An 18320-nucleotide genomic window follows, 5' to 3' on the forward strand; every position below is an offset into this window, starting at 1 on the left:
GTCAACTGCAGGGGATGACGACATGATCCTATTCCTGATTGCTTATCTCGCAGGGGCGCTGACCATCGTCAGCCCTTGCATTCTCCCGGTCCTGCCATTCGTCCTGTCGCGGGCAGGTCAGCCGTTTACACGAAGCATCCTGCCGATGTTACTCGGTATGATCGTGACCTTTGCCGGCGTGGCAACGCTTGCTGCGGTCGGCGGAAGCTGGGCTGTGCATGCCAACGAAATTGGTCGATACGCTGCCGTCGCCCTGATCGCCGGCTTTGGCGTGACGCTGCTTTCGCCGCGTATCGCCGCGGTGGTAACGCGGCCCGCGGTGGCCCTGGGCAGCCGCCTGTCACAGCAGGCGAGCGGCAAGAAGGGGAGCGTGGGCACGTCCTTCCTTCTCGGCGTCGCAACCGGCCTTCTCTGGGCGCCCTGCGCCGGTCCGATCCTCGGGCTCGTCCTGACTGGCGCCGCACTGCAAGGGGCAAACGTTCAGACGACGCTCCTGCTGACGGCCTACGCTGCGGGTGCTGCTACCTCGCTAGCAATGGCTGTCCTTGCCGGGGAGAAGGTCTTTGCCGCGATGAAGCGATCGCTCGGCATTGGGGAACGTCTGCGGCAGGCGCTTGGCGTCGCCGTGCTGGCCGGTGTCACGGCAATTGCGCTCGGGCTCGATACCGGCCTGTTGTCGCGCCTTTCCTATGCGAGTAGTACCCGCATCGAGCAGTCGTTGCTCGACAGGCTGCATAACGCAAGCGATACGGCCGGAAAGCCGTCGGGCAGTGCGATGCAGCTCGCCGCGAACGATGCGCGCAAGGGATACCAAAGCGATCTGCCTGTGCTCGGCCGCTTCGTGTCGCTTGACGGTGCCGTGGAATGGTTGAATTCGAAGCCGCTTACGGCTGAAGAATTGCGCGGCAAGGTCGTTCTGGTCGATTTCTGGACCTACTCCTGCATCAACTGCATCCGGACGATCCCCTACGTTCGGGCCTGGGCAGAGAAGTACCGGGATCAGGGCCTCGTCGTGATCGGAGTCCATTCGCCCGAATTTGCCTTCGAGAAGCGTGTTGATAACGTCCGTCAGGCGATCGACAAGTTCCAGATTGGCTATCCCGTTGCGATCGACAACGACTTCAAGATCTGGCGGTCATTCGCCAACAACTACTGGCCCGCCCACTACTTCATCGATGCCAAGGGCCAGATCCGGCACACCCAGTTCGGCGAGGGAGACTACGAACAGTCCGAACGGGTGATCCAGGACTTGCTGGCGGAAGCCGCTGGAAGCAAGAAGGTCGACGCAGCTACCGTCACGCTCGATGCCAAGGGCGCCGAGGCGGCGCCCGACTTCGCGCAGCTGCAATCCGGCGAATCCTATATCGGCTACCTCCGCGCCGCCAACTTCATCTCACCGGAAGGCGTCGGAGCAGACGCTGCGCGCGACTATACGGTGGGAAAGCCCGATCTCAACGAATGGGGTCTGACAGGCAAGTGGACCGTGGGCGGTGAGCAGGCCTCGCTGGATCAGGCCGGCGGCGGCATCACCTATCGGTTCAGCGCACGGGATTTGCACCTCGTGCTTGGGCCAGGCGCTGACGGCAAGAAGATCCGCTTTCAGGTGAAGGTGGATGGCGTGGCCCCCGGCGCGGACCACGGTTCGGATATCGACGCTGAGGGAAACGGTACCGTTTCGGAAACCCGGCTCTATCAACTGGTGCGACAATCGGGAGAGGTTCGGGAACGGACGTTCGAGATCCGCTTCCTCGATCCTGGTGTCGAGGCATTCGTCTTTACCTTCGGATGAAAGGGCAGAACAATGAAAAATCGACGGAAAGACCCTTCGGCCTCATTCCGCGCCATTGCACGCCTCGGCCTTGTGGCGCTGGCGGTGATCGGTGGCGGCGGCGTGGCGCTGAGTTTGAATGGCGGTTCGAAGCCCGAGGAAGCCAAGCACGTTCCTCCGGCTCTGCATGACGTGGCAGCGACGCCCGGAAAGCAATCGCTGGTGCTTGCCGGCGGTTGCTTCTGGGGCGTCCAAGGTGCGTTTCAGCACGTTGCCGGCGTCGTGAGTGCCACGGCGGGGTATGCCGGCGGAAGTGCCTCGACCGCAACCTACGAGATGACCGAGACAGGGCAGACCGGTCATGCTGAAGCCGTGGAGATCGTCTACAATCCGAAGCAAGTCACCTACGGCCAGTTGCTGCAGATCTTCTTCTCTGTGGTTCACGATCCGACACAGGTGGATCAGCAAGGGCCTGACGTCGGCAAGCAATATAGGTCGGCGATCTTTCCGCTGAACGACGAGCAGGCCAAGGTCGCCTCCGACTACATCGCGCAACTCGGCAAGGAAGGCGCGTTCGGTCGCCCGATTGCGACGTCGATCGAAGTTGGGAAAACGTTCTATCGCGCCGAGGCCTATCATCAGGACTACGTCTACAACAATCCCAGCCAGCCCTATGTCTACATCTACGAGCAGCCGAAGATCGAAGCTCTGAAGCGGCTTTTCCCGGAGCAGTATCGCGAGCGACCAGTGCTCGTCGCGGACCAGTCACGCTGACGCTAGCCGCGCGACGCGGCGCGTGGCCAGGAATGGTCAATACAGATCGGATCGGGTTCCGCCCGATCCCGAGCCTTACACAGAGGTACAGTTCTCAGCACATTCGAACACATTCACGATACGCGCTGCCGTCACGCTGAATTCAACCCGCTGACGAGCAATCTGAGTTTTTCGGCCGCTGGCCCGAACAGACCGAGCAATCGAGGAGAAAGAAAAAATGCGCATACTGGTCATCACTTATGCCGTGCTTGCGTTGGCAGCTGTGCCATGCGCCTGGGATAGCGCTCCGGGCGAGCCGCCCCCGATCGCGGCACTGTTCTCGCTGTTGTCGCCGGCGGCGGATGCCGGCTCGCAGGAGCCCGCGCAGATTGCAAAGGCTTCCTTCGTGACGTCTGATAACCTATTGCTCCAACACGCGAACTATTGAGGAAATCAACAATGAAACTCTTCCAGGACAAGATCTCGTCGGCTGCGTCCCGTGTCAGGATCGCACTTGCGCTGAAGGGTCTGGACGTCGAGCGCGAGGCGATCGGAATTCTTGGGCCGGATGCACTCAACCGGAAGCCGGAGTATCTGCAACTCAATCCGCAGGGGCTCGTTCCGGCTTTGCTGACGGATGAAGGCGTATTGCTGACGCAGTCTCTCGCCATCATCGAATATCTCGACGAGCGTTACCCCGAACCTCCACTCCTGCCCGGCAAGCTTGAAGATCGCGCCTTTGCGCGGACCGTCGCCCTGGCGATCGCCGCGGATATCCATCCGCTTCTTCCGCCCCGGGTGGCCGCGCACCTGGGAACGATCGGCGTCAAGGCCGAGGACATCGCGGAATGGAGCCGCCACTGGATCCGTGTCGGCCTGACGGCAGTGGAAGAATTGCTCGCGCGGCGGCAGACAGGTCAGTATGTAGCCGGCGATGCGCCGTCGATGGCCGACATCTGCCTCTTCCCACAGGCGATCAATGCGGAGCGGACTGGGCTTCCGCTCGACCAGTGGCCCCGAATTGCAGCGGTTGTCGCCAGGCTTCGAGAGATCCCCGCCTTTGCCGACAATGGTCCGGCGCCCCGAAGCTGAGATCCTTGCTGTTCAACCAGTACCGCTGCCGGATTCTTAGCCTTGATGGCTCGCAGTGCGGCCGAATGCCGCGCCGCTTGATTGTCGCCACATCGGGTCGTCCGCACAGGGAATCTAGGATATTCAACCGCTGGGTGCTTCAGCCCTCGAGGTCGGGTCACGCGTTGGCCCGGCCTTGCTGATTTTCGCGCGCGTGAGTTGTTGTAGGTTGTGCTGGGAGCGGACAAAAGCAGTGCAATGTATACCAATGTATCTCTCAACAAACGTATCTACATTGGGTTTCAATTCCAGCCAGCGGACACACAAACGATACACATCGATCATGCTTAATATCGGTGTCTTTAACAAAGTCTGGAGAGTAGCGATGGCAGAGGAAGTCAATCAACAACGGCGGCGGTTCATGGGCGTGGCGGCACTGACCGTCGCAGCCGCACAATTAGGGGGCATCGGGACGAGCCTTGCCCAGGCGGCGACGCCGGCTGCTGCCCGCATTCCTGCCATCGCGCCAGGCACCAACACGTCGTTCGGCACAATCAAGCAGATCGATGCAGGCATGCTTAACGTCGGCTACGCCGAACTTGGAGCGAGCGACGCGCCTCCGGTCATTCTCCTGCATGGCTGGCCCTATGACATCCACACCTATGTCGACGTCGCGCCACTGCTGGCCGCCGCCGGCTATCGCGTCATCGTGCCTTATCTGCGTGGCTACGGCACTACGCGTTTCCTCTCCGACAAGACGATGCGCAACGGTCAGCAGGCTGCGATTGCTGCCGATATCGTGGCGTTCATGGATGTCCTGAAGATCGAGAAGGCGCTGATCGCCGGTTGCGACTGGGGCGCTCGGACGGCCGACATCATCGCGGCGCTTTGGCCGCAGCGCTGCAAGGCCCTGGTTTCCGTCAGCGGTTACCTCATTGGCAGCCAGGAAGCCAACAAGGCGCCGCTACCGCCGAAGGCGGAGCTAGCCTGGTGGTATCAGTTCTACTTCGCGACCGAACGCGGTCGCAAAGGCTATGAGCAATACCGGAGCGAGTTTGCCAAGCTCATCTGGCAACTCGCGTCCCCCAAGTGGAATTTCGACGACGCAACCTTCAACCGCAGCGCCGCCGCCTTTGAAAATCCCGATCACGTCGACATCACCATTCACAACTACCGCTGGCGTATCAGTGCGGCCAAGGGCGAGCGGAAGTATGACAAGTTCGAAGCACAGCTTGCCAAGTTCCCGTTTATCGGCGTGCCGACAATTACGTTAGAAGGTGACGCCAATGGTGCGCCTCATCCGCAGCCGGAGGCCTATGCCAAGAAGTTCTCGGGCAAGTATGAGCATCGGCTGATCACCGGCGGCATTGGTCACAATCTGCCGCAAGAAGCGCCTCAAGCCTTTGCACAGGCCGTGGTCGACGTCGACCGGTTCTGATCGCTCTACCGGTGGATAGCCGCGGCTTTTCCGGTTTGGCCTTTGGAATTCTGAACCTGGCGGAGAGCGTTTTCGGCGTTCACGCCGGGTTTTTTCATGGGTACGCGTGTGAAGCGATCTCATCAGTCGCAATCTGCGTCCGGCAATTGGTTGAGATATCGGCCTTTCGCCTGTGGTTCGTATCGCAGTGTATCGGCCCCACGTCTGTGGGGGAGTTGGTTACATTTCAGCGTGACGGCGAAACATTCCAGACACGTGCGGAGCGCCATCTGTGTTCGACCGCAAGCGAGGCAATCGGGCCTCGGCGGCGTCCATTTCGTCGAAAGGAAGAACAGTATGAGTGAGAACCAGAAAGTCATCTACACTGGTAAGACACACACGACCGGCGGCCGCGATGGAGCATCGCACAGCTCCGACGGTCGCCTTGACGTCAAGCTGTCCTCGCCGGGCAGCACGGGGCAGGGGACGAACCCCGAGCAGCTTTTTGCCGCCGGCTGGTCGGCCTGCTTCATTGGCGCAATGGGCTTTGCCGCCGGCAGCCTGAAGGTCGCGCTTCCGGCCAACCTTGCGGTTGATACCGAGGTGGACCTTTGCAGCAGCACCGGCGGCTACTCTCTTCAGGCACGCCTCAACGTCAGCCTGCCGGGCATTGATCAGGAAACTGCGCGGGCCATTGTCGACGCGGCACACCAGACCTGCCCGTATTCCAAGGCAACACGCGGCAATATCAACGTCACCATAAACCTCGTCTGACGAGATAAGAAAAACGGTCCTCCCCGTCAGATCGGGTGTGTGATGTTGAGGAGCGGCAGCCGTCACGGCTGCCGCTCATTTTATTGGAGAGTGTGCCCGGCGGCGGGTTAAGCCGCGGTTTTGTTGATGGCGATTTCCGCCACGAGGCCACCGCCGTCGCGGTTGCGCAGCGTCAGCGACCCACCGATTGCCGCGGCCAGCTGCACGGCAATAGCAAGGCCAAGTCCGGTTCCGCCGGTGTCGCGATTGCGCGACTGTTCCAGCCGGAAGAAAGGCTTGAGGACGGCTTCCAACTGATCATCCGGAATGCCGGGGCCGTGATCGAGCACGCTGATCACGATGCCCTCATCGGAGCGGCGTTTCACCTCGATCTCGGCGCTGCCGCCGAACTTCAGTGCATTGTCGATGAGGTTGGTCAAAACGCGCCTCAAGGCATGCGGCCGCGTCATGATCGCGCCGCCGCTCATCTCCTTGATAGCAACGGCCTTGCCGGTGTCCTGGTAGTCGTAGACAAGGCTCTCGATGAACGAGGACAAGTCGATGCGCGAAGGTTTTTCGACATTGCCGTGGGCGCTACGAGCATAGGCGACGCCTTCCTTGACGAGACGTTCGATCTCGCCGAGATCCTGCATCAACTTGTCCCGATCGCCGAAATCCTCGGCCATTTCTGCCCGGAGCTTCATGCGCGTGATCGGCGTCTGCAGATCATGCGATATGGCTGCAAGTATCTGGACGCGCTCCTCTAGATATTGAGCGATGCGCTCGCGCATTGCGTTGAAGGCGGTTGCGGCATAGGCGACTTCGCTTGGTCCCGTCTCACTCAGGCGAAGGGCCTTCACGTTCGGATCAAGTGTGTCAGCCGCTTTTGCGAGATTGACGAGAGGACGAATGGCCTGACGCACGGCAAACCAGCTGCAGAGGACCAACAAAGCCAGTTGCGCGGCGAGTACATAGGGCAGCCAGTCGGCGAGGGGCATAATGCCCGCGGGATTGACGTCTATCGTCAGGGGCGTTCCATCGCTGAGGGCGAGATGCGCCTGAAGGCGGAAATTCGGACCGGGGATGGTTTCGACCGTGATCGGAAATTTCGGCCCGATCGCCGCCCGTACCTTGGCGGCAAATTCGGTGCCGCGTGCATCGAGCGCCGGTTTTCCTGGCAGGCCCGGCCCCAGAACAAACCTGTAGCTTCCCCGGTCAAGGCGATCGAGCCAGTCGGCGCGCTCGTCTGGCGGGAGGCGATCGAGGATGGCGATCGAGGTCGAAACATCGTTTTCGAGGGTGTTGAACATCACCGATCTGGCGGCCGTGTAGCGCTCGAAAAACAGCACGGTGAACGACATGGCATGGGCGACCGCCAGGCCCGCAAGCAGAATAAGAAATAGCCGCGCTCCGAGGGTGCGCGGCCACAGACGAAATCCATTCAGAAGGGCGTGCGTCGCCATCAGCGGGCCTCGGTGATCTCGATCGGCATGGAGAAGACATAGCCTTCGCTGCGGACGGTCTTGATGTAGGTCGGTTCGCGGGCATCGTCGCCAAGCCGCTGGCGGACACGGCTGACCAGAAGGTCGATCGAGCGGTCGAAAAGCTCGGCGTCGCGGCCCTGTGTCAGGTTGAGAAGCTGATCGCGGTTCAGCACCCGTTGGGGGTGGTCGATAAAGACGCGCAGAAGGCGATATTCGGCGCCGCTGAGTGCGATGACCGTTCCGTCGGAATCGACAAGATGGCGTGCTGTCGTATCGAGCTTCCACTTGCCGAAGCTCAGCAGTTGGCCGGCTTCCGACACCTGCAGATTGGGCGGCAGCATGCGGGTACGCCGGAGCACGGCCTTGATGCGCGCCAACAATTCGCGTGCCGAAAATGGTTTGGCCAGGTAGTCGTCTGCGCCCATCTCGAGACCGATGATGCGATCCATCTCGTCGGTGCGCGCTGTCAGCATGACGATCGGAACGGCCTTGTGTCGTCCGGCCCGCAACTCGCGGCTCAGAACGAGGCCATCGTCGCCGGGCATCATGACATCGAGGATGATGAGATCGACCGAGTTCGCGTCGAGGAATGCGCGCATTTGCCGGCCGTCGGCGACGGCGGTGACACGCAGGCCGTTTTTCTTCAGGTAGCTCGACACGAGCTCCCTGATTTCGCGATCGTCATCGACGATCAGGATGTGGTCGATGTGCTCCATCGCGCGATCTCCATTATTGCACTGCTAGCGACGCCCCTGATGTATCCGCCGTATGTTTACGGCCTGCGGGCTTGCATGTCTCTGTATCCAACGGATCTTTGGATACATTGCGATACAATTTCCACACCTTGAATTCCTCCGATAAGTCATGGAAATCGTTTTGTTCATTCCGATGGCATTGGGCCGGCAGCTGTCCGGTGACAAGCTGCTCGCGGCGCGCCGTTCGCATTGAGATGGCGGTCACGCCAGGGCGAACATTTCCGCGGTTCTGGGTGCGAGGGGCGCATTGCGCCTATGCAGCAGCAGAGCAAACAATCTGGATCGCTCAGGCCTTAGGCAGCCTCAAGCGTCCGATCGCTTTCTGCGACAAACACATCGAGAAATAAGGTACACCATTGATCGGCGGTGACTACATGTGCGAGAATCTGACTATAACCTGGGGGCCTGAGGATGATCCAAATAGTAGCGGCGGCGATGATGGCAGTTCTTGTTGCGGGTTGCGCGGTCACGTCGGTTTCCTATTCGGGGGAAGGATATGCGCCTATTCCCGGCAGCATAACCTATGGCGGCCAGCCTCGAACGAAGCTGACAAAGGCGCCGATCGGCTCTTCGTTCCCCCATACGTTCACGGATCAGACGGGGCGTGAGGTCGAGGAGATCTATGTCATCCAGCCCGATCGAACTCTGCTTATAGTCCAGCGACACTATCGGCCGTTCTTGGCCTGGAGCAGAAGGTAAGGCAGGGCTGAGAGCCCATGCCCCGATCGACCCTCGGGAAAACTTTGAGGTTCGTTTGGCGAATCCGGCTGGCTGCAGAAGATCAATCACGTCCGGATCGCGCCAGATAAGTCAATTTGCCCTTCGTCCTGGAATGCGTCGGCACCTCGGCACCCGCGACCTAAGGTACATTCCGGTACAAATCGACGCTCAACAAACACACGCCGTATACATTCGGCCGCTCTAATCCGACGCGATGTTGGGCAAGTCCAACGCGCGCGCAAACGCTCGGTTGATCAACGCCGATTTTGGAAGATCGTCGACAGGGCAGCAGCCAAGGATGTACCGGTGTTTGGAAGACCAGAGGGCAGGACGATGGAAAAAGGCTTCTACATAGGCGTACTTGCCGCACTCTTCGCGGCTTTTGCCTTTTCGCTCAACTTCGTTGTGCCCTTCATAATTGGTGGCTATTCGACCCTTGATTTTGCCCTTGTCCGCCATGTAGCCTCCGCATTGGTCGGCTTGTGCGTTCTGTTTTCGAATAAGGGGGCGGTACAATATCTCACGCTCCGAAACGTGCTTTCCACGATCTGGCTCTCCTTCATTGGCTATGTCGGTTACTTCCTGACGGTAACGGGAGCTGCCATTTTTGCGGGGCCAGTAATTGCTCCCGCCTTTCTTGGTCTGGTTCCAATCGCTCTGATGGTCATCGGCAATCAACGGCAGGCATCATTGCCATGGCGGTTTCTGCTGATGCCCCTCATGTTGGTCCTGGTCGGTCTAATGTTGGTCAATGGTACGGTATTCACGGCCGAAGGATTGGATTCTGTCCGTTCATTCTGGATCGGCGTTCCATTGGCGCTTGCAGCGGTCGCGTTGTGGGTCTGGTTCGCGATTTCCAACCAGGCCGCACTGGCCGCCCGGCCTGACATGCCATCTGGTGTGTGGTCCGCTCTTATTCTCGTCGGTGGAGGCGTCTTGATGCTTGCCTTCTACCCGGCCGGAGCTGCAATGGGTCTCTTCCAGCTTCCCAAGCTCGGCTTCGGCTGGCATTCCGCCGGCTCGCTCTATGTTTGGGGCGTATCGTTCGCACTACTGGCAACGGTATGCGGCGTGTGGGCCTGGAACATTGCCTCAAGAAACTTGCCTGTCGCACTGGCCGCGCAATTGATCGTTTCGGAAACCGCGTTTGGTGTCATCGGCGGGCTGGCAGTCCATGTGCGATGGCCGAGCGCTGTAGAAACCGCAGGAGTCGCCATTCTTATTGCTGGGGTAGTCCTGTCAGTCCGGATCTTCTACGAAACACAGTTTCGACCGGGCAATCCGGTGCTGGCATCGGAATGAGTGCTCTGCCGCCAGGTGGTCGACGCTCGCCCAAAAGACAGCTTCGGCCGGGATGCACCGCAAGCGGTCATTCGGCCGACAGGTATTGTCCGACAGCTTATTCCTCGCCTGAATCATTCAGCGGGTCGATGTTGTGGGAAAGTGTTCCGACCCCATGACAGCGGCGGCCGATATCAGTATCGAAGCATCGGGTAAGCCGGTACAAGAAGTCTAAGCCTAGCGACGGTTGAGTATTCGGATGACCGATAACTCTATTTAGCGCCTCCGACCCATCTCAAAATTCTTCAAGGTCGCTTGGCGAAATCGAACGGAACGGGGCGAGCGATGCGCGACACAAATGGCTATTTTCCGCGTTGGCGGCTGAAGACGGAGGGGCGCATTCTGCCCGACGAGCGGCTGCCCACAGGGCAGACGATGGTGCTGGGCCTCCAGCATGTCGTGGCAATGTTTGGCTCAACGGTGCTTGCTCCGATAATCATGGGTTTCGACCCCAACGTCTCGATTCTGTTTTCCGGCCTTTCGACGTTGATTTTCTTTGTCGCCGTAGGCGGGCGCGTGCCGAGCTATCTCGGCTCGTCCTTCGCCTTCATCGGTCCCGTTCTTGCTGCAACGGGGGCGGTCGCCGGGGCACCCAACCCGAACATCGCGCTGGCGCTCGGTGGCATCATCGCCGCGGGGGCGATTTATGCGCTGATCGGCGTCGCGGTCGCGCTCGCCGGTCATCGCTGGATTGAACGGCTAATGCCACCAGTCCTCACCGGCGCAATCGTCGCCGCAATCGGGCTTGTGCTCGCGCCGATCGCCATATCCAGCGCCTCGGGCATTGGCCCTGCCAACCCTGAGGGCGACCAGCTCTCGCGCTGGGTCGCAATTCTGACGTTCGCCGCCGTCGGCCTGGTCGCGGTCTACGCGCCGGGCATTGCCCGCCGCCTGCCGATTCTTCTCGGCGGCGCGCTCGCCTATCTCGCCTATTTCTTTGTCGCGAACGGTTTGGGCCACGGCGCGCCGATCAATTTTTCCGGCGTCGCGGCGGCCCCTTGGTTCGGTTGGCCTCACTTCACGGCGCCGGTCTTTTCCGGCTCCGCGATCACGCTGATCGCCCCAGTCGTCGTTATCCTCATTGCCGAAAATCTTGGGCACATCAAAGCAATCGGGGCAATGACGGGGCGCAATCTCGACCCCTATCTCGGCCGCGCCTTCATCGGCGACGGTATCGCGACCATGGTTTCGGGTGCCTTCGGCGGTACCGGCATGACGACCTATGCCGAAAACATGGGGGTGATGGCGGTAACGCGCATCTTCTCCACGCTCGTCTTCCTCGTTGCGGCCGCGGTCGCCATCCTGCTCGGGTTCTCGCCGAAATTCGGCGCCCTTATCCAGACGATCCCCGGACCTGTTATCGGCGGGCTTTCGATCGTCGTTTTCGGTCTCATCGCGGCGACTGCAGGCCGCATATGGGTCGAGAACAAGGTCGACTTCGCCGAGCCGCGCAACCTCATCACGGTTGGCGTCGCGCTTGTGCTGGGTGCGGGCAACTTCAAGCTCGCGGTCGGGGGATTTACGCTTGACGGAATTGGTACCGCGACGATCGGAGCGATTATCCTCTACCACGCACTCGGATGGGCGAACCTGCCCAAGGGGTCAGACCAGAACGCTTAGCGCCCGTCGCCATCGCGCGGGACGAGTTCCCGCGCCTTTGCGTCCTGCTCTGCGCTCTGCCGGTTGCCACGAGGCAGCCATCGGAGGCGCGGCACGCAGAGATCAACGACCATGGAGTCGCGGTTCACCGGCGTGAGAGCTGCTCTTCCCGAGTAGTGGCTCCAGGCCGGTCGAACCCGGCAAAAGTCTGCTGTCAGAGAGTGTCGATGACCCCACCGTCCACGCGAACGGACGCGCCCGTGGTCGCGGAAGCGAACGGCGACGCAAGATAGGTCACCAAGTTGGCGACTTCCTCGACGGTGGCGGCACGTTGAATGATCGAGCTGCTGCGATGCTGCTTGACGAAGGCGGCAGCGACCTCCTCCAGCGGCAGTCCGGTTCTAGCTTGCTCTTCGGCAAGCATCGTTTCTACGCCTTCGGAAAGCGTGGGCCCAGGGAGGACGGAGTTCACTGTGATGCCCGTGCCGGCCATGCGCTTGGCGAGACCACGGGCAACCGCGATGTCGGCGGTCTTGCTGACGCCATAGTGGATCATCTCGACCGGAATGTTGAAACCGGATTCGGAGGCCAGGAATATCACGCGGCCCCAGTTTAACTTCTGCATGCCTGGGAGATAGGCGCGGGAGAGCCTGACGGTGGACATGACGTTGACCTGCCAGTGTCGATCCCAGACCTCGTCCTCGGCGTCGAAAAAGTCGATTGGCTGGAAGATGCCCGCGTTGTTAATCAGGATGTCTACCTGAGGAATTTGGGCGACAAGCGCTGCACACCCCTCGGCGGTTGAGAGGTCGGCGGCAGCAGACTTGACTTTGCCACCGGGACCTTCGCTCTTGAGCCGTGCGGCGGCCTTTGCGGTTTTGTCTTCGGACCGGCCGTTGACAACGACATCCGCTCCAGCCCTTGACAGCTGGCGGGCAATTGCGTAGCCGATGCCTTCCGTTGATCCTGTGACCAGCGCCCTCTTACCAGTAAGATCAATTTGCATTTTCCGCTCCCGTCGAGGTTGGATGACGAAACGTATAGTCAGTTCTGCAGTCTCGCAACGGTCTGACCGCCGAGGATCCGGCGATCTTTCACACAACATCGTCAGTCAGCACGAATGCGGCAACCTCCGGACCGAGGAGAAATCAGACCTTACGGCGTCGATCGCTTCATAAAGGGCGGCCGGCGAATTCTCTCCTGCCAACACCCGATTCAACGGCAACACCCATCGCGGAACGGAACGCGTCCGCTTGGGGCGATCATTGGCAACTGACGGCTTTGCGCAGACAGCGGCCACCAGCGTACAACAATGGCTTGGATGGCAACCTGGCTCCGTCACAACATCGAGCCGGTATCGATAAAGCGCTGGTGCCACGACAAGGCTTCCTTCGGCAAGGTTGGGGTTTGTAAACCGTAAGAGCCGGCAAGCGCGCGCTCGAAATAGTCAAGAAGAGCGGGCCGGTAGGTGGGATGGGAACAGTTGTCGATGATCGTCCGCGCGCGTTGCTTCGGCGAAAGCCCGCGCAGATCCGCAAGGCCCTGTTCCGTCACCAGCACCTGGACGTCCTGGTTGATGTGATCGACACGACTTGCCTGCGGCACAATCGCAGAAATCTTGCTGCCCTTGGCAGTCGATGGAGTCATGAAAATGGAGATATAGGCATTGCGCGCAAAATCCCCGGAGCCGCCGATACCGTTCTGGATGCGCGAGCCCATGATGTGGGTCGAGTTAACATTGCCGTAGATATCAGCCTCGATCAGGCCATTCATCGCAAGACAGCCAAGACGGCGGATCAGTTCGGGATGATTGCTGATCTCCTGCGGCCGCAGCACCATCCTGTCACGATAGGTTGGCATGTTCTCGTTAAGACGACGTGCCGCCTCCGGGCTGAGTGAGAAGGCGGTCGCGGAAGCCATCCTGAGCTTACCGGCATCGAGCAGGTCGAGCATGCCGTCCTGGATGACCTCGGTAAATGCCGTCATGTTCTCGAAAGGGCTGTCGATCAAGCCAGTCAGCACGGCATTGGCGATATTGCCGACGCCGGACTGGATTGGCAGAAGCGAAGCCTGCAAACGCCCCTTGGCAACTTCGTGACCGAAGAATTCCAGCAGGTGGCCGGCAATGGCCTTGGCGGCGTCGTCCGGCGGCGTAAAGGGCAAGTTGCGATCCGGCGCATCGGTCTCGACAATAGCGACGATCTTGTCGGGATCGCAGCGGAACGCCGTTTCGCCGATCCGGTCATCCGGCCGAACCAACGGTATCGGGACCCGGTGCGGCGGCAGTGCCGTGCTATAATAGATGTCGTGCATGCCTTCGAGCGCCGGACTCTGCCAACGATTGACCTCGAGTATGACCTTCTCTGCGCGGTCGAGCCAGGTCTTGTTGTTGCCGACCGAGGAGGACGGAATAAGCGAGCCATCGGCGCGAATGCCGGAGACTTCGACAATCGCGGTATCAAGGGGGCCGAGAAAGCCCTGCCAGGCCATGGGCGCGACCTGAGAAAGATGCATATCGAAGTATTCCATTTCGCCTCGGTTGATCTTTTCGCGGGCGTATGGATCAGAGTTGTAGGGCAGTCGAAACTCGATGCCGTTCACTCGGGCGAGCGCGCCGTCGAGTTCGGGACCGGTGGAGGCGCCAGTCCAGACACGAAGATGGAAAGGATTGCCCCCCGCATGCTCTGCTTCGATCTTGGCCGCAAGTGCAAGCGGTACTGATTTCGGATAACCCGATCCGGTAAAGCCGCTCATCCCCACCGTCGAGCCGCTGGTTATCAGCGATGCCGCGTCCTCGGCCGTCATGATCCGTGAACGCAAATTTTCATTGAATATTCGGGACATATTCGCCTCCTAGCTGTCTGCGTGAACAGGCGGTTTGACCCGCACGAAGCGTTCCGCGCCTTGTCGCGCGCGGCGTCGATCAAGCGCCGGTCTAGTCGGCTCCATCAATGGCTCATAAGTAGAGGAATAGTGGCATGGGACAGCAGGCGATAGGTGACGCGGCCGAGAAGCAGCTCGAGCAGATAACCGTGCTTGAACGCACCGATCAGAATGCAGGTGGCGTTCGTCGACGTGCCAAAGTCGAGGATGGTGTTGCCGACCGAGCGGCCCGATGACGAGGTAACGACAATCTCGGCATCCAGCCCCAGCTGATGGCAGATTTCCCTGGCCGACTTCTCGTAGTGCCTGTTCGGTTTGTCATCGACGCAGAGCACCGTGATGCGGTTGGCGGCGGCAAGCCAGGGCCTTGCGGCGACCATTGTCCGTCGTGCGTGGTCATGCGGCTTCCAGCCAACGAGGACGTGGTCCAGCAGGTGCCCCCGATAGCCACTGGCTGGGGGGACCAGCACCAGCTTGCCTTCATGAAAGAGGACATCGTGAAAGGCATCACGAGCGTCGAGATTGCCTCTGTAGGGCGTTACGACAAGCGATGCATTCCGGCAGACAGTGCTGACGCAGCGGCGCAGATCGCCCTGGCAATCGCCGAGCATCAGGTCTTGCCGGTGAGGCGCATGCAATTTCCACTCCTCGAACAGCTGCCTGACGTGTTCGTACCGCTCGTGCGTCGAACCTTCCTCCAGGTCGCGCATCATTTGCAGTTCGATTTCCTCGGCGGATACGAGCATCGACAGTGGATCGGCACCGATGTGCACGGCGGCAATGTTGTCCTGCACGGCATCGGCCGCGTCGTCGGCCAGATCGAGGCAGGTTTGTGCCGAGGCTGGATCGGGCAGCAGCACGACAATATCGGCATGGCTGGTGAGATCACGAACGTTGCGTGGAGCGGCACCATCGTGAGATGCGCTGAAGCCTTGTGACCAGTTGCGGTCGTCGGTGGTTGTCGTGATCAATCTGGCCCTCCTTCATGGATCGGCCCGCACGGTTGCACTGGAATAATACGCTAATCTGACCGGCGTTGAAATCGCCTTGGCAGAGGAAGGCGACCTATTTTAAGCACCGAAGCCGGTGGCTGCCGAATCCCGGTGCCGATTCCGCCGGTCTTGCGCCTTAATCGCGACCTGCTAGAATCTCCGGTGCCAAGCTTTTGTGTCGGCTGCATTTTTTGGTTCCCTCTAGCTATATGCGGGGCGCGATGGAGACGGCAGTTACCTCTAAGCTGACCTATGGCGCGGAGCCGGGATTACGCTTCGCCTTGCTCTTGGACGGGTGTGGCGGCTGCACGCAGTTGGACATTGCCCGGGCGCAAATGTGGAAGCCGGAAGATGGGATCATCTGGCTGCACCTCGAGCGCGACCATGCGGCGGCGGCCAATTGGGTCAACCGGGAAAGCGGTCTCGATAGCTTCGTGACCGAAGCTCTTCTCGAAGAGGAAACACGGCCTCGCGTCGAGCCAGTCAACGATGGCCTGCTGATCATCCTTCGCGGCGTCTGTGCGACTGCGCCGGACGAAGCGTCGGAAAAGCAGACCGACATCGATCTCGTGCCGCTCCATATGTGGGTCGATGCGAACAAGGTGATTTCGCTGCGGGACAGCGGTCACTACATTACCGCCCTTCGCGACATTCGCCAGGCGCTCCAGAAAGGCAAGGGCCCGCTACGCACCGGTGACCTGCTGGCGTTGATCGGCGACAAGCTTGTGCGCGACCTGGAGCCAGTGCTCGACTCCATGGACGAGGAGGTGGACGAGCTTGACGAGATGATCTTTCACGGCGAGGCAGGCCAAGTGCGCGAACGCCTCAAGCTGCTGCGTCGGCGTTCCGTCCAGCTTCGCCGCTATCTGGCGCCGCAGCGCGATGCGTTGAACCGCATCGAGCATGATGATGCGCCATGGCTGCTGGAGCGCGACAAGCTGCGGATGCGCGAGGTGATCGACAAGCTGATGCGCTTCATCGAGTACCTCGATGCCATCCGCGACCGTACGGGTATTCTGCACGACGACCTTTCGACGGTGATCAGCGAGCGCATCGCGCGCAATTCCAACCGGCTGGCGGCGCTGGCGGCGTTGCTACTGCCTCCGAGTGTCGTGGCCGGCTTGTTCGGAATGAATGTCGGAGGCATTCCGGGGGTCAACGACACCTGGGCTTTCATCATCATTGTCGTATTCGTGACGATCACATCCGTTGCGACGCTCTGGGTGCTTCGGCGTATCGGCTGGCTTTAGAGCACGGCATCGTCCCAGACTACGAGCCTTGAATGCGCTGTCCTCTATGCGATCAATTCGCTGCGAAGCAGTAGAACAGGCCGTCGCCACCAGTCCCATTGAAGGCTTTGACGGTGCAGCCGCCGCGTGTCGGGTGCGAGGAGTTCCACGACTTCGCTTGGGCGGAGTCATCAAGGCCTGTTCGGTCGCTGTGGCCGACGATCGCGACACCTTCAGCGCCGCCCATCGTCCAGTTGCCGCATGTCTCCGGCGCCGCAGTGCCATCGGCTTTCGAACCGGTGAGCATGTCGTGCCGGTTCGGCGTGTCGCCTCGGCCGTTGATGATTTCGCCCTTCTCATTGAGCGCGGTCTGCTTGGTCAGGTTGTTCTTGTCGCTGTGCAGAGAGGCCACGTCGTCGGCGATCTTTTCGCCTTTGGCGTTATACCAGGGCCCAGAGCCAATGCGGTCCTTTGCATTTTCGGCGTCGGTGGAAAGATAGGCTTTCCAGGTCTTGCCCGTCGAGCCAGCGGCCGTGGCAAGCGTGTTGCAATAGGCGTCCGCACCGGCGAGACCACCGAGATCGCCACCCTTGCCTGGATTTACACTGGTCACGAAGAAACTCATGGCGGTGTCCTGAGCATGGACCCCGACCGCTGAAAAGGCCAAAGCGGCCGCGATATAGGCAAACCTGCGTCTCATGGCGTCTCTCCCCGGTTGAAATTTCTAGCGGAAGGAAGCGTATTGCAGGTAAGTCTCGGCGTAAAATCGAAATCACGTGATGGGACCTCGGGAGGAGTCTGAAGGGTGCGGCCCCCGCGGCCCGGCTTTTGGCTCATTTCGCAGTACACATCGTACGGTGGTCGTACACGCGCCTGTCGAGGTTTCAGTCAAGTTGGCGTGATTTCAACCACGCGTTCTTGACAATGAGTTTTAGCGGTAAATATCTGTGCTCTCCGGCTTCCGACGCAAGGCCTCAGCTCAGTATGATCGACACGCGCTTTTCGACCGCTTTACAGATTGTCATCAGCGTTGCCGTCAATGAAGAGGCCAATCTCCGCACCACGAGCCAATCACTTGCGCAAGGGCTCGATACAAGCGCAAGCTTTGTCCGCAAGCTGTTGCTTCCGCTCAATGAGAACGGAATTCTTGCTACCTCCCAGGGCGGCAAGGGGGGCATTCGTTTGGCACGACCACGTGACCAGATTTTGCTCAGCCAGATCTATGCCGCCGTGACCGGTGACAAGAAGATCTGGGCGACTCGGCACGATATTCCGCATGAGGGACTCGTGGGTGAGAATATCGGCGACCTTTCGGAGTTTCTGTGTGATCGAGCGGAGCAGGCTGTCGTCGACATGCTTGGTTCGGTGACCATCGAGGACAGTGTGGCGGAGCTGCGTCGACTCGAGGCCGAGAAATCTGCCGGACATCAGCACTCGGCGGATGCTAGCCTCGTGCGCGATCGCCACCCCGCCGAATAATTTCATCCTTAAACTGGAAAGGGGCGGCCGGGCAGGGAACCCGTGCCACCCCTCCTAACTGATCGGAGGTCAATCT

17 protein-coding genes are annotated in these 18320 nt (G+C 60.2%); 11 read left to right on the forward strand and 6 right to left on the reverse strand.

Features of this window, described 5'->3' with window-relative positions; all coding sequences use genetic code 11:
- Positions 1-22: 22 nt before the first annotated feature.
- The 6 genes from AC1DPR_RS15160 to AC1DPR_RS15185 all read left to right on the forward strand — a co-directional run bounded on the left by AC1DPR_RS15160 (position 23) and on the right by AC1DPR_RS15185 (position 5783).
- On the forward strand, positions 23-1789 hold the full coding sequence (locus tag AC1DPR_RS15160; RefSeq protein ID WP_169682249.1) for a cytochrome c biogenesis protein DipZ: 1767 nt from the start codon (positions 23-25) through the stop codon (positions 1787-1789).
- Between the two features lie 12 nt (positions 1790-1801).
- Positions 1802-2542, forward strand: coding sequence for a peptide-methionine (S)-S-oxide reductase MsrA (gene msrA, locus AC1DPR_RS15165; RefSeq protein WP_113471277.1), 741 nt, complete (start codon positions 1802-1804; stop codon positions 2540-2542).
- Between the two features lie 217 nt (positions 2543-2759).
- On the forward strand, positions 2760-2969 hold the full coding sequence (locus AC1DPR_RS15170) for a hypothetical protein (protein ID WP_018857307.1): 210 nt from the start codon (positions 2760-2762) through the stop codon (positions 2967-2969).
- 11 nt (positions 2970-2980) lie between these two features.
- Positions 2981-3613: a maleylacetoacetate isomerase gene (maiA, locus tag AC1DPR_RS15175; RefSeq protein ID WP_018857308.1), complete on the forward strand. Its 633-nt coding sequence runs from the start codon at positions 2981-2983 to the stop codon at positions 3611-3613.
- Positions 3614-3977: 364 nt separating this feature from the next.
- Positions 3978-5030: an alpha/beta fold hydrolase gene (locus AC1DPR_RS15180; RefSeq protein WP_018857309.1), complete on the forward strand. Its 1053-nt coding sequence runs from the start codon at positions 3978-3980 to the stop codon at positions 5028-5030.
- Positions 5031-5366: 336 nt separating this feature from the next.
- The gene (locus AC1DPR_RS15185) at positions 5367-5783 is read left to right on the forward strand and encodes an organic hydroperoxide resistance protein (RefSeq protein ID WP_018117208.1); all 417 of its coding nucleotides are present in this window, start codon (positions 5367-5369) and stop codon (positions 5781-5783) included.
- A gap of 107 nt (positions 5784-5890) precedes the next feature.
- Here AC1DPR_RS15185 and AC1DPR_RS15190 read toward each other — a convergent pair whose 3' ends face one another.
- Positions 5891-7225 (reverse strand): sensor histidine kinase, encoded by a 1335-nt coding sequence (locus AC1DPR_RS15190; RefSeq protein WP_113471278.1) that lies wholly within the window; start codon positions 7223-7225, stop codon positions 5891-5893.
- On the reverse strand, positions 7225-7962 hold the full coding sequence (locus tag AC1DPR_RS15195; RefSeq protein WP_018117210.1) for a response regulator: 738 nt from the start codon (positions 7960-7962) through the stop codon (positions 7225-7227). The genes AC1DPR_RS15190 and AC1DPR_RS15195 overlap by 1 nt, the downstream gene beginning before the upstream one ends.
- Before the next feature lie 474 nt (positions 7963-8436).
- Between AC1DPR_RS15195 and AC1DPR_RS15200 the strand changes: the two genes are divergently transcribed.
- From AC1DPR_RS15200 to AC1DPR_RS15210, 3 genes are all read left to right on the forward strand, one after another.
- A complete protein-coding gene (locus AC1DPR_RS15200; RefSeq protein WP_409564072.1) occupies positions 8437-8700 on the forward strand; it encodes a hypothetical protein in 264 nt (87 codons plus the stop codon).
- 354 nt (positions 8701-9054) lie between these two features.
- The gene (locus AC1DPR_RS15205; RefSeq protein ID WP_113471279.1) at positions 9055-10023 is read left to right on the forward strand and encodes a DMT family transporter; all 969 of its coding nucleotides are present in this window, start codon (positions 9055-9057) and stop codon (positions 10021-10023) included.
- Positions 10024-10347: 324 nt separating this feature from the next.
- Entirely contained in the window at positions 10348-11682 is a 1335-nt protein-coding gene (locus AC1DPR_RS15210) for a solute carrier family 23 protein (protein ID WP_018857312.1), read from the forward strand.
- Positions 11683-11875: 193 nt separating this feature from the next.
- Here AC1DPR_RS15210 and AC1DPR_RS15215 read toward each other — a convergent pair whose 3' ends face one another.
- From AC1DPR_RS15215 to AC1DPR_RS15225, 3 genes are all read right to left on the reverse strand, one after another.
- On the reverse strand, positions 11876-12667 hold the full coding sequence (locus tag AC1DPR_RS15215) for an SDR family NAD(P)-dependent oxidoreductase (protein ID WP_018857314.1): 792 nt from the start codon (positions 12665-12667) through the stop codon (positions 11876-11878).
- Between the two features lie 332 nt (positions 12668-12999).
- A complete protein-coding gene (locus tag AC1DPR_RS15220; RefSeq protein WP_113471280.1) occupies positions 13000-14505 on the reverse strand; it encodes an acetyl-CoA hydrolase/transferase family protein in 1506 nt (501 codons plus the stop codon).
- A 104-nt stretch (positions 14506-14609) separates the two neighbouring features.
- A complete protein-coding gene (locus AC1DPR_RS15225; protein WP_018857316.1) occupies positions 14610-15515 on the reverse strand; it encodes a universal stress protein in 906 nt (301 codons plus the stop codon).
- A gap of 242 nt (positions 15516-15757) precedes the next feature.
- On the opposite strand from AC1DPR_RS15225, the gene AC1DPR_RS15230 reads away from it, so the two are divergent.
- On the forward strand, positions 15758-16786 hold the full coding sequence (locus AC1DPR_RS15230; protein ID WP_025660036.1) for a CorA family divalent cation transporter: 1029 nt from the start codon (positions 15758-15760) through the stop codon (positions 16784-16786).
- Between the two features lie 52 nt (positions 16787-16838).
- Here AC1DPR_RS15230 and AC1DPR_RS15235 read toward each other — a convergent pair whose 3' ends face one another.
- Positions 16839-17465, reverse strand: coding sequence for a hypothetical protein (locus tag AC1DPR_RS15235; protein ID WP_018857318.1), 627 nt, complete (start codon positions 17463-17465; stop codon positions 16839-16841).
- Between the two features lie 284 nt (positions 17466-17749).
- On the opposite strand from AC1DPR_RS15235, the gene AC1DPR_RS15240 reads away from it, so the two are divergent.
- Positions 17750-18244 (forward strand): RrF2 family transcriptional regulator, encoded by a 495-nt coding sequence (locus AC1DPR_RS15240; RefSeq protein ID WP_018117220.1) that lies wholly within the window; start codon positions 17750-17752, stop codon positions 18242-18244.
- The last annotated feature ends 76 nt before the right edge of the window (positions 18245-18320 follow it).

The sequence above is a fragment of the Rhizobium sp. 01T417 genome, from assembly GCF_056398905.1.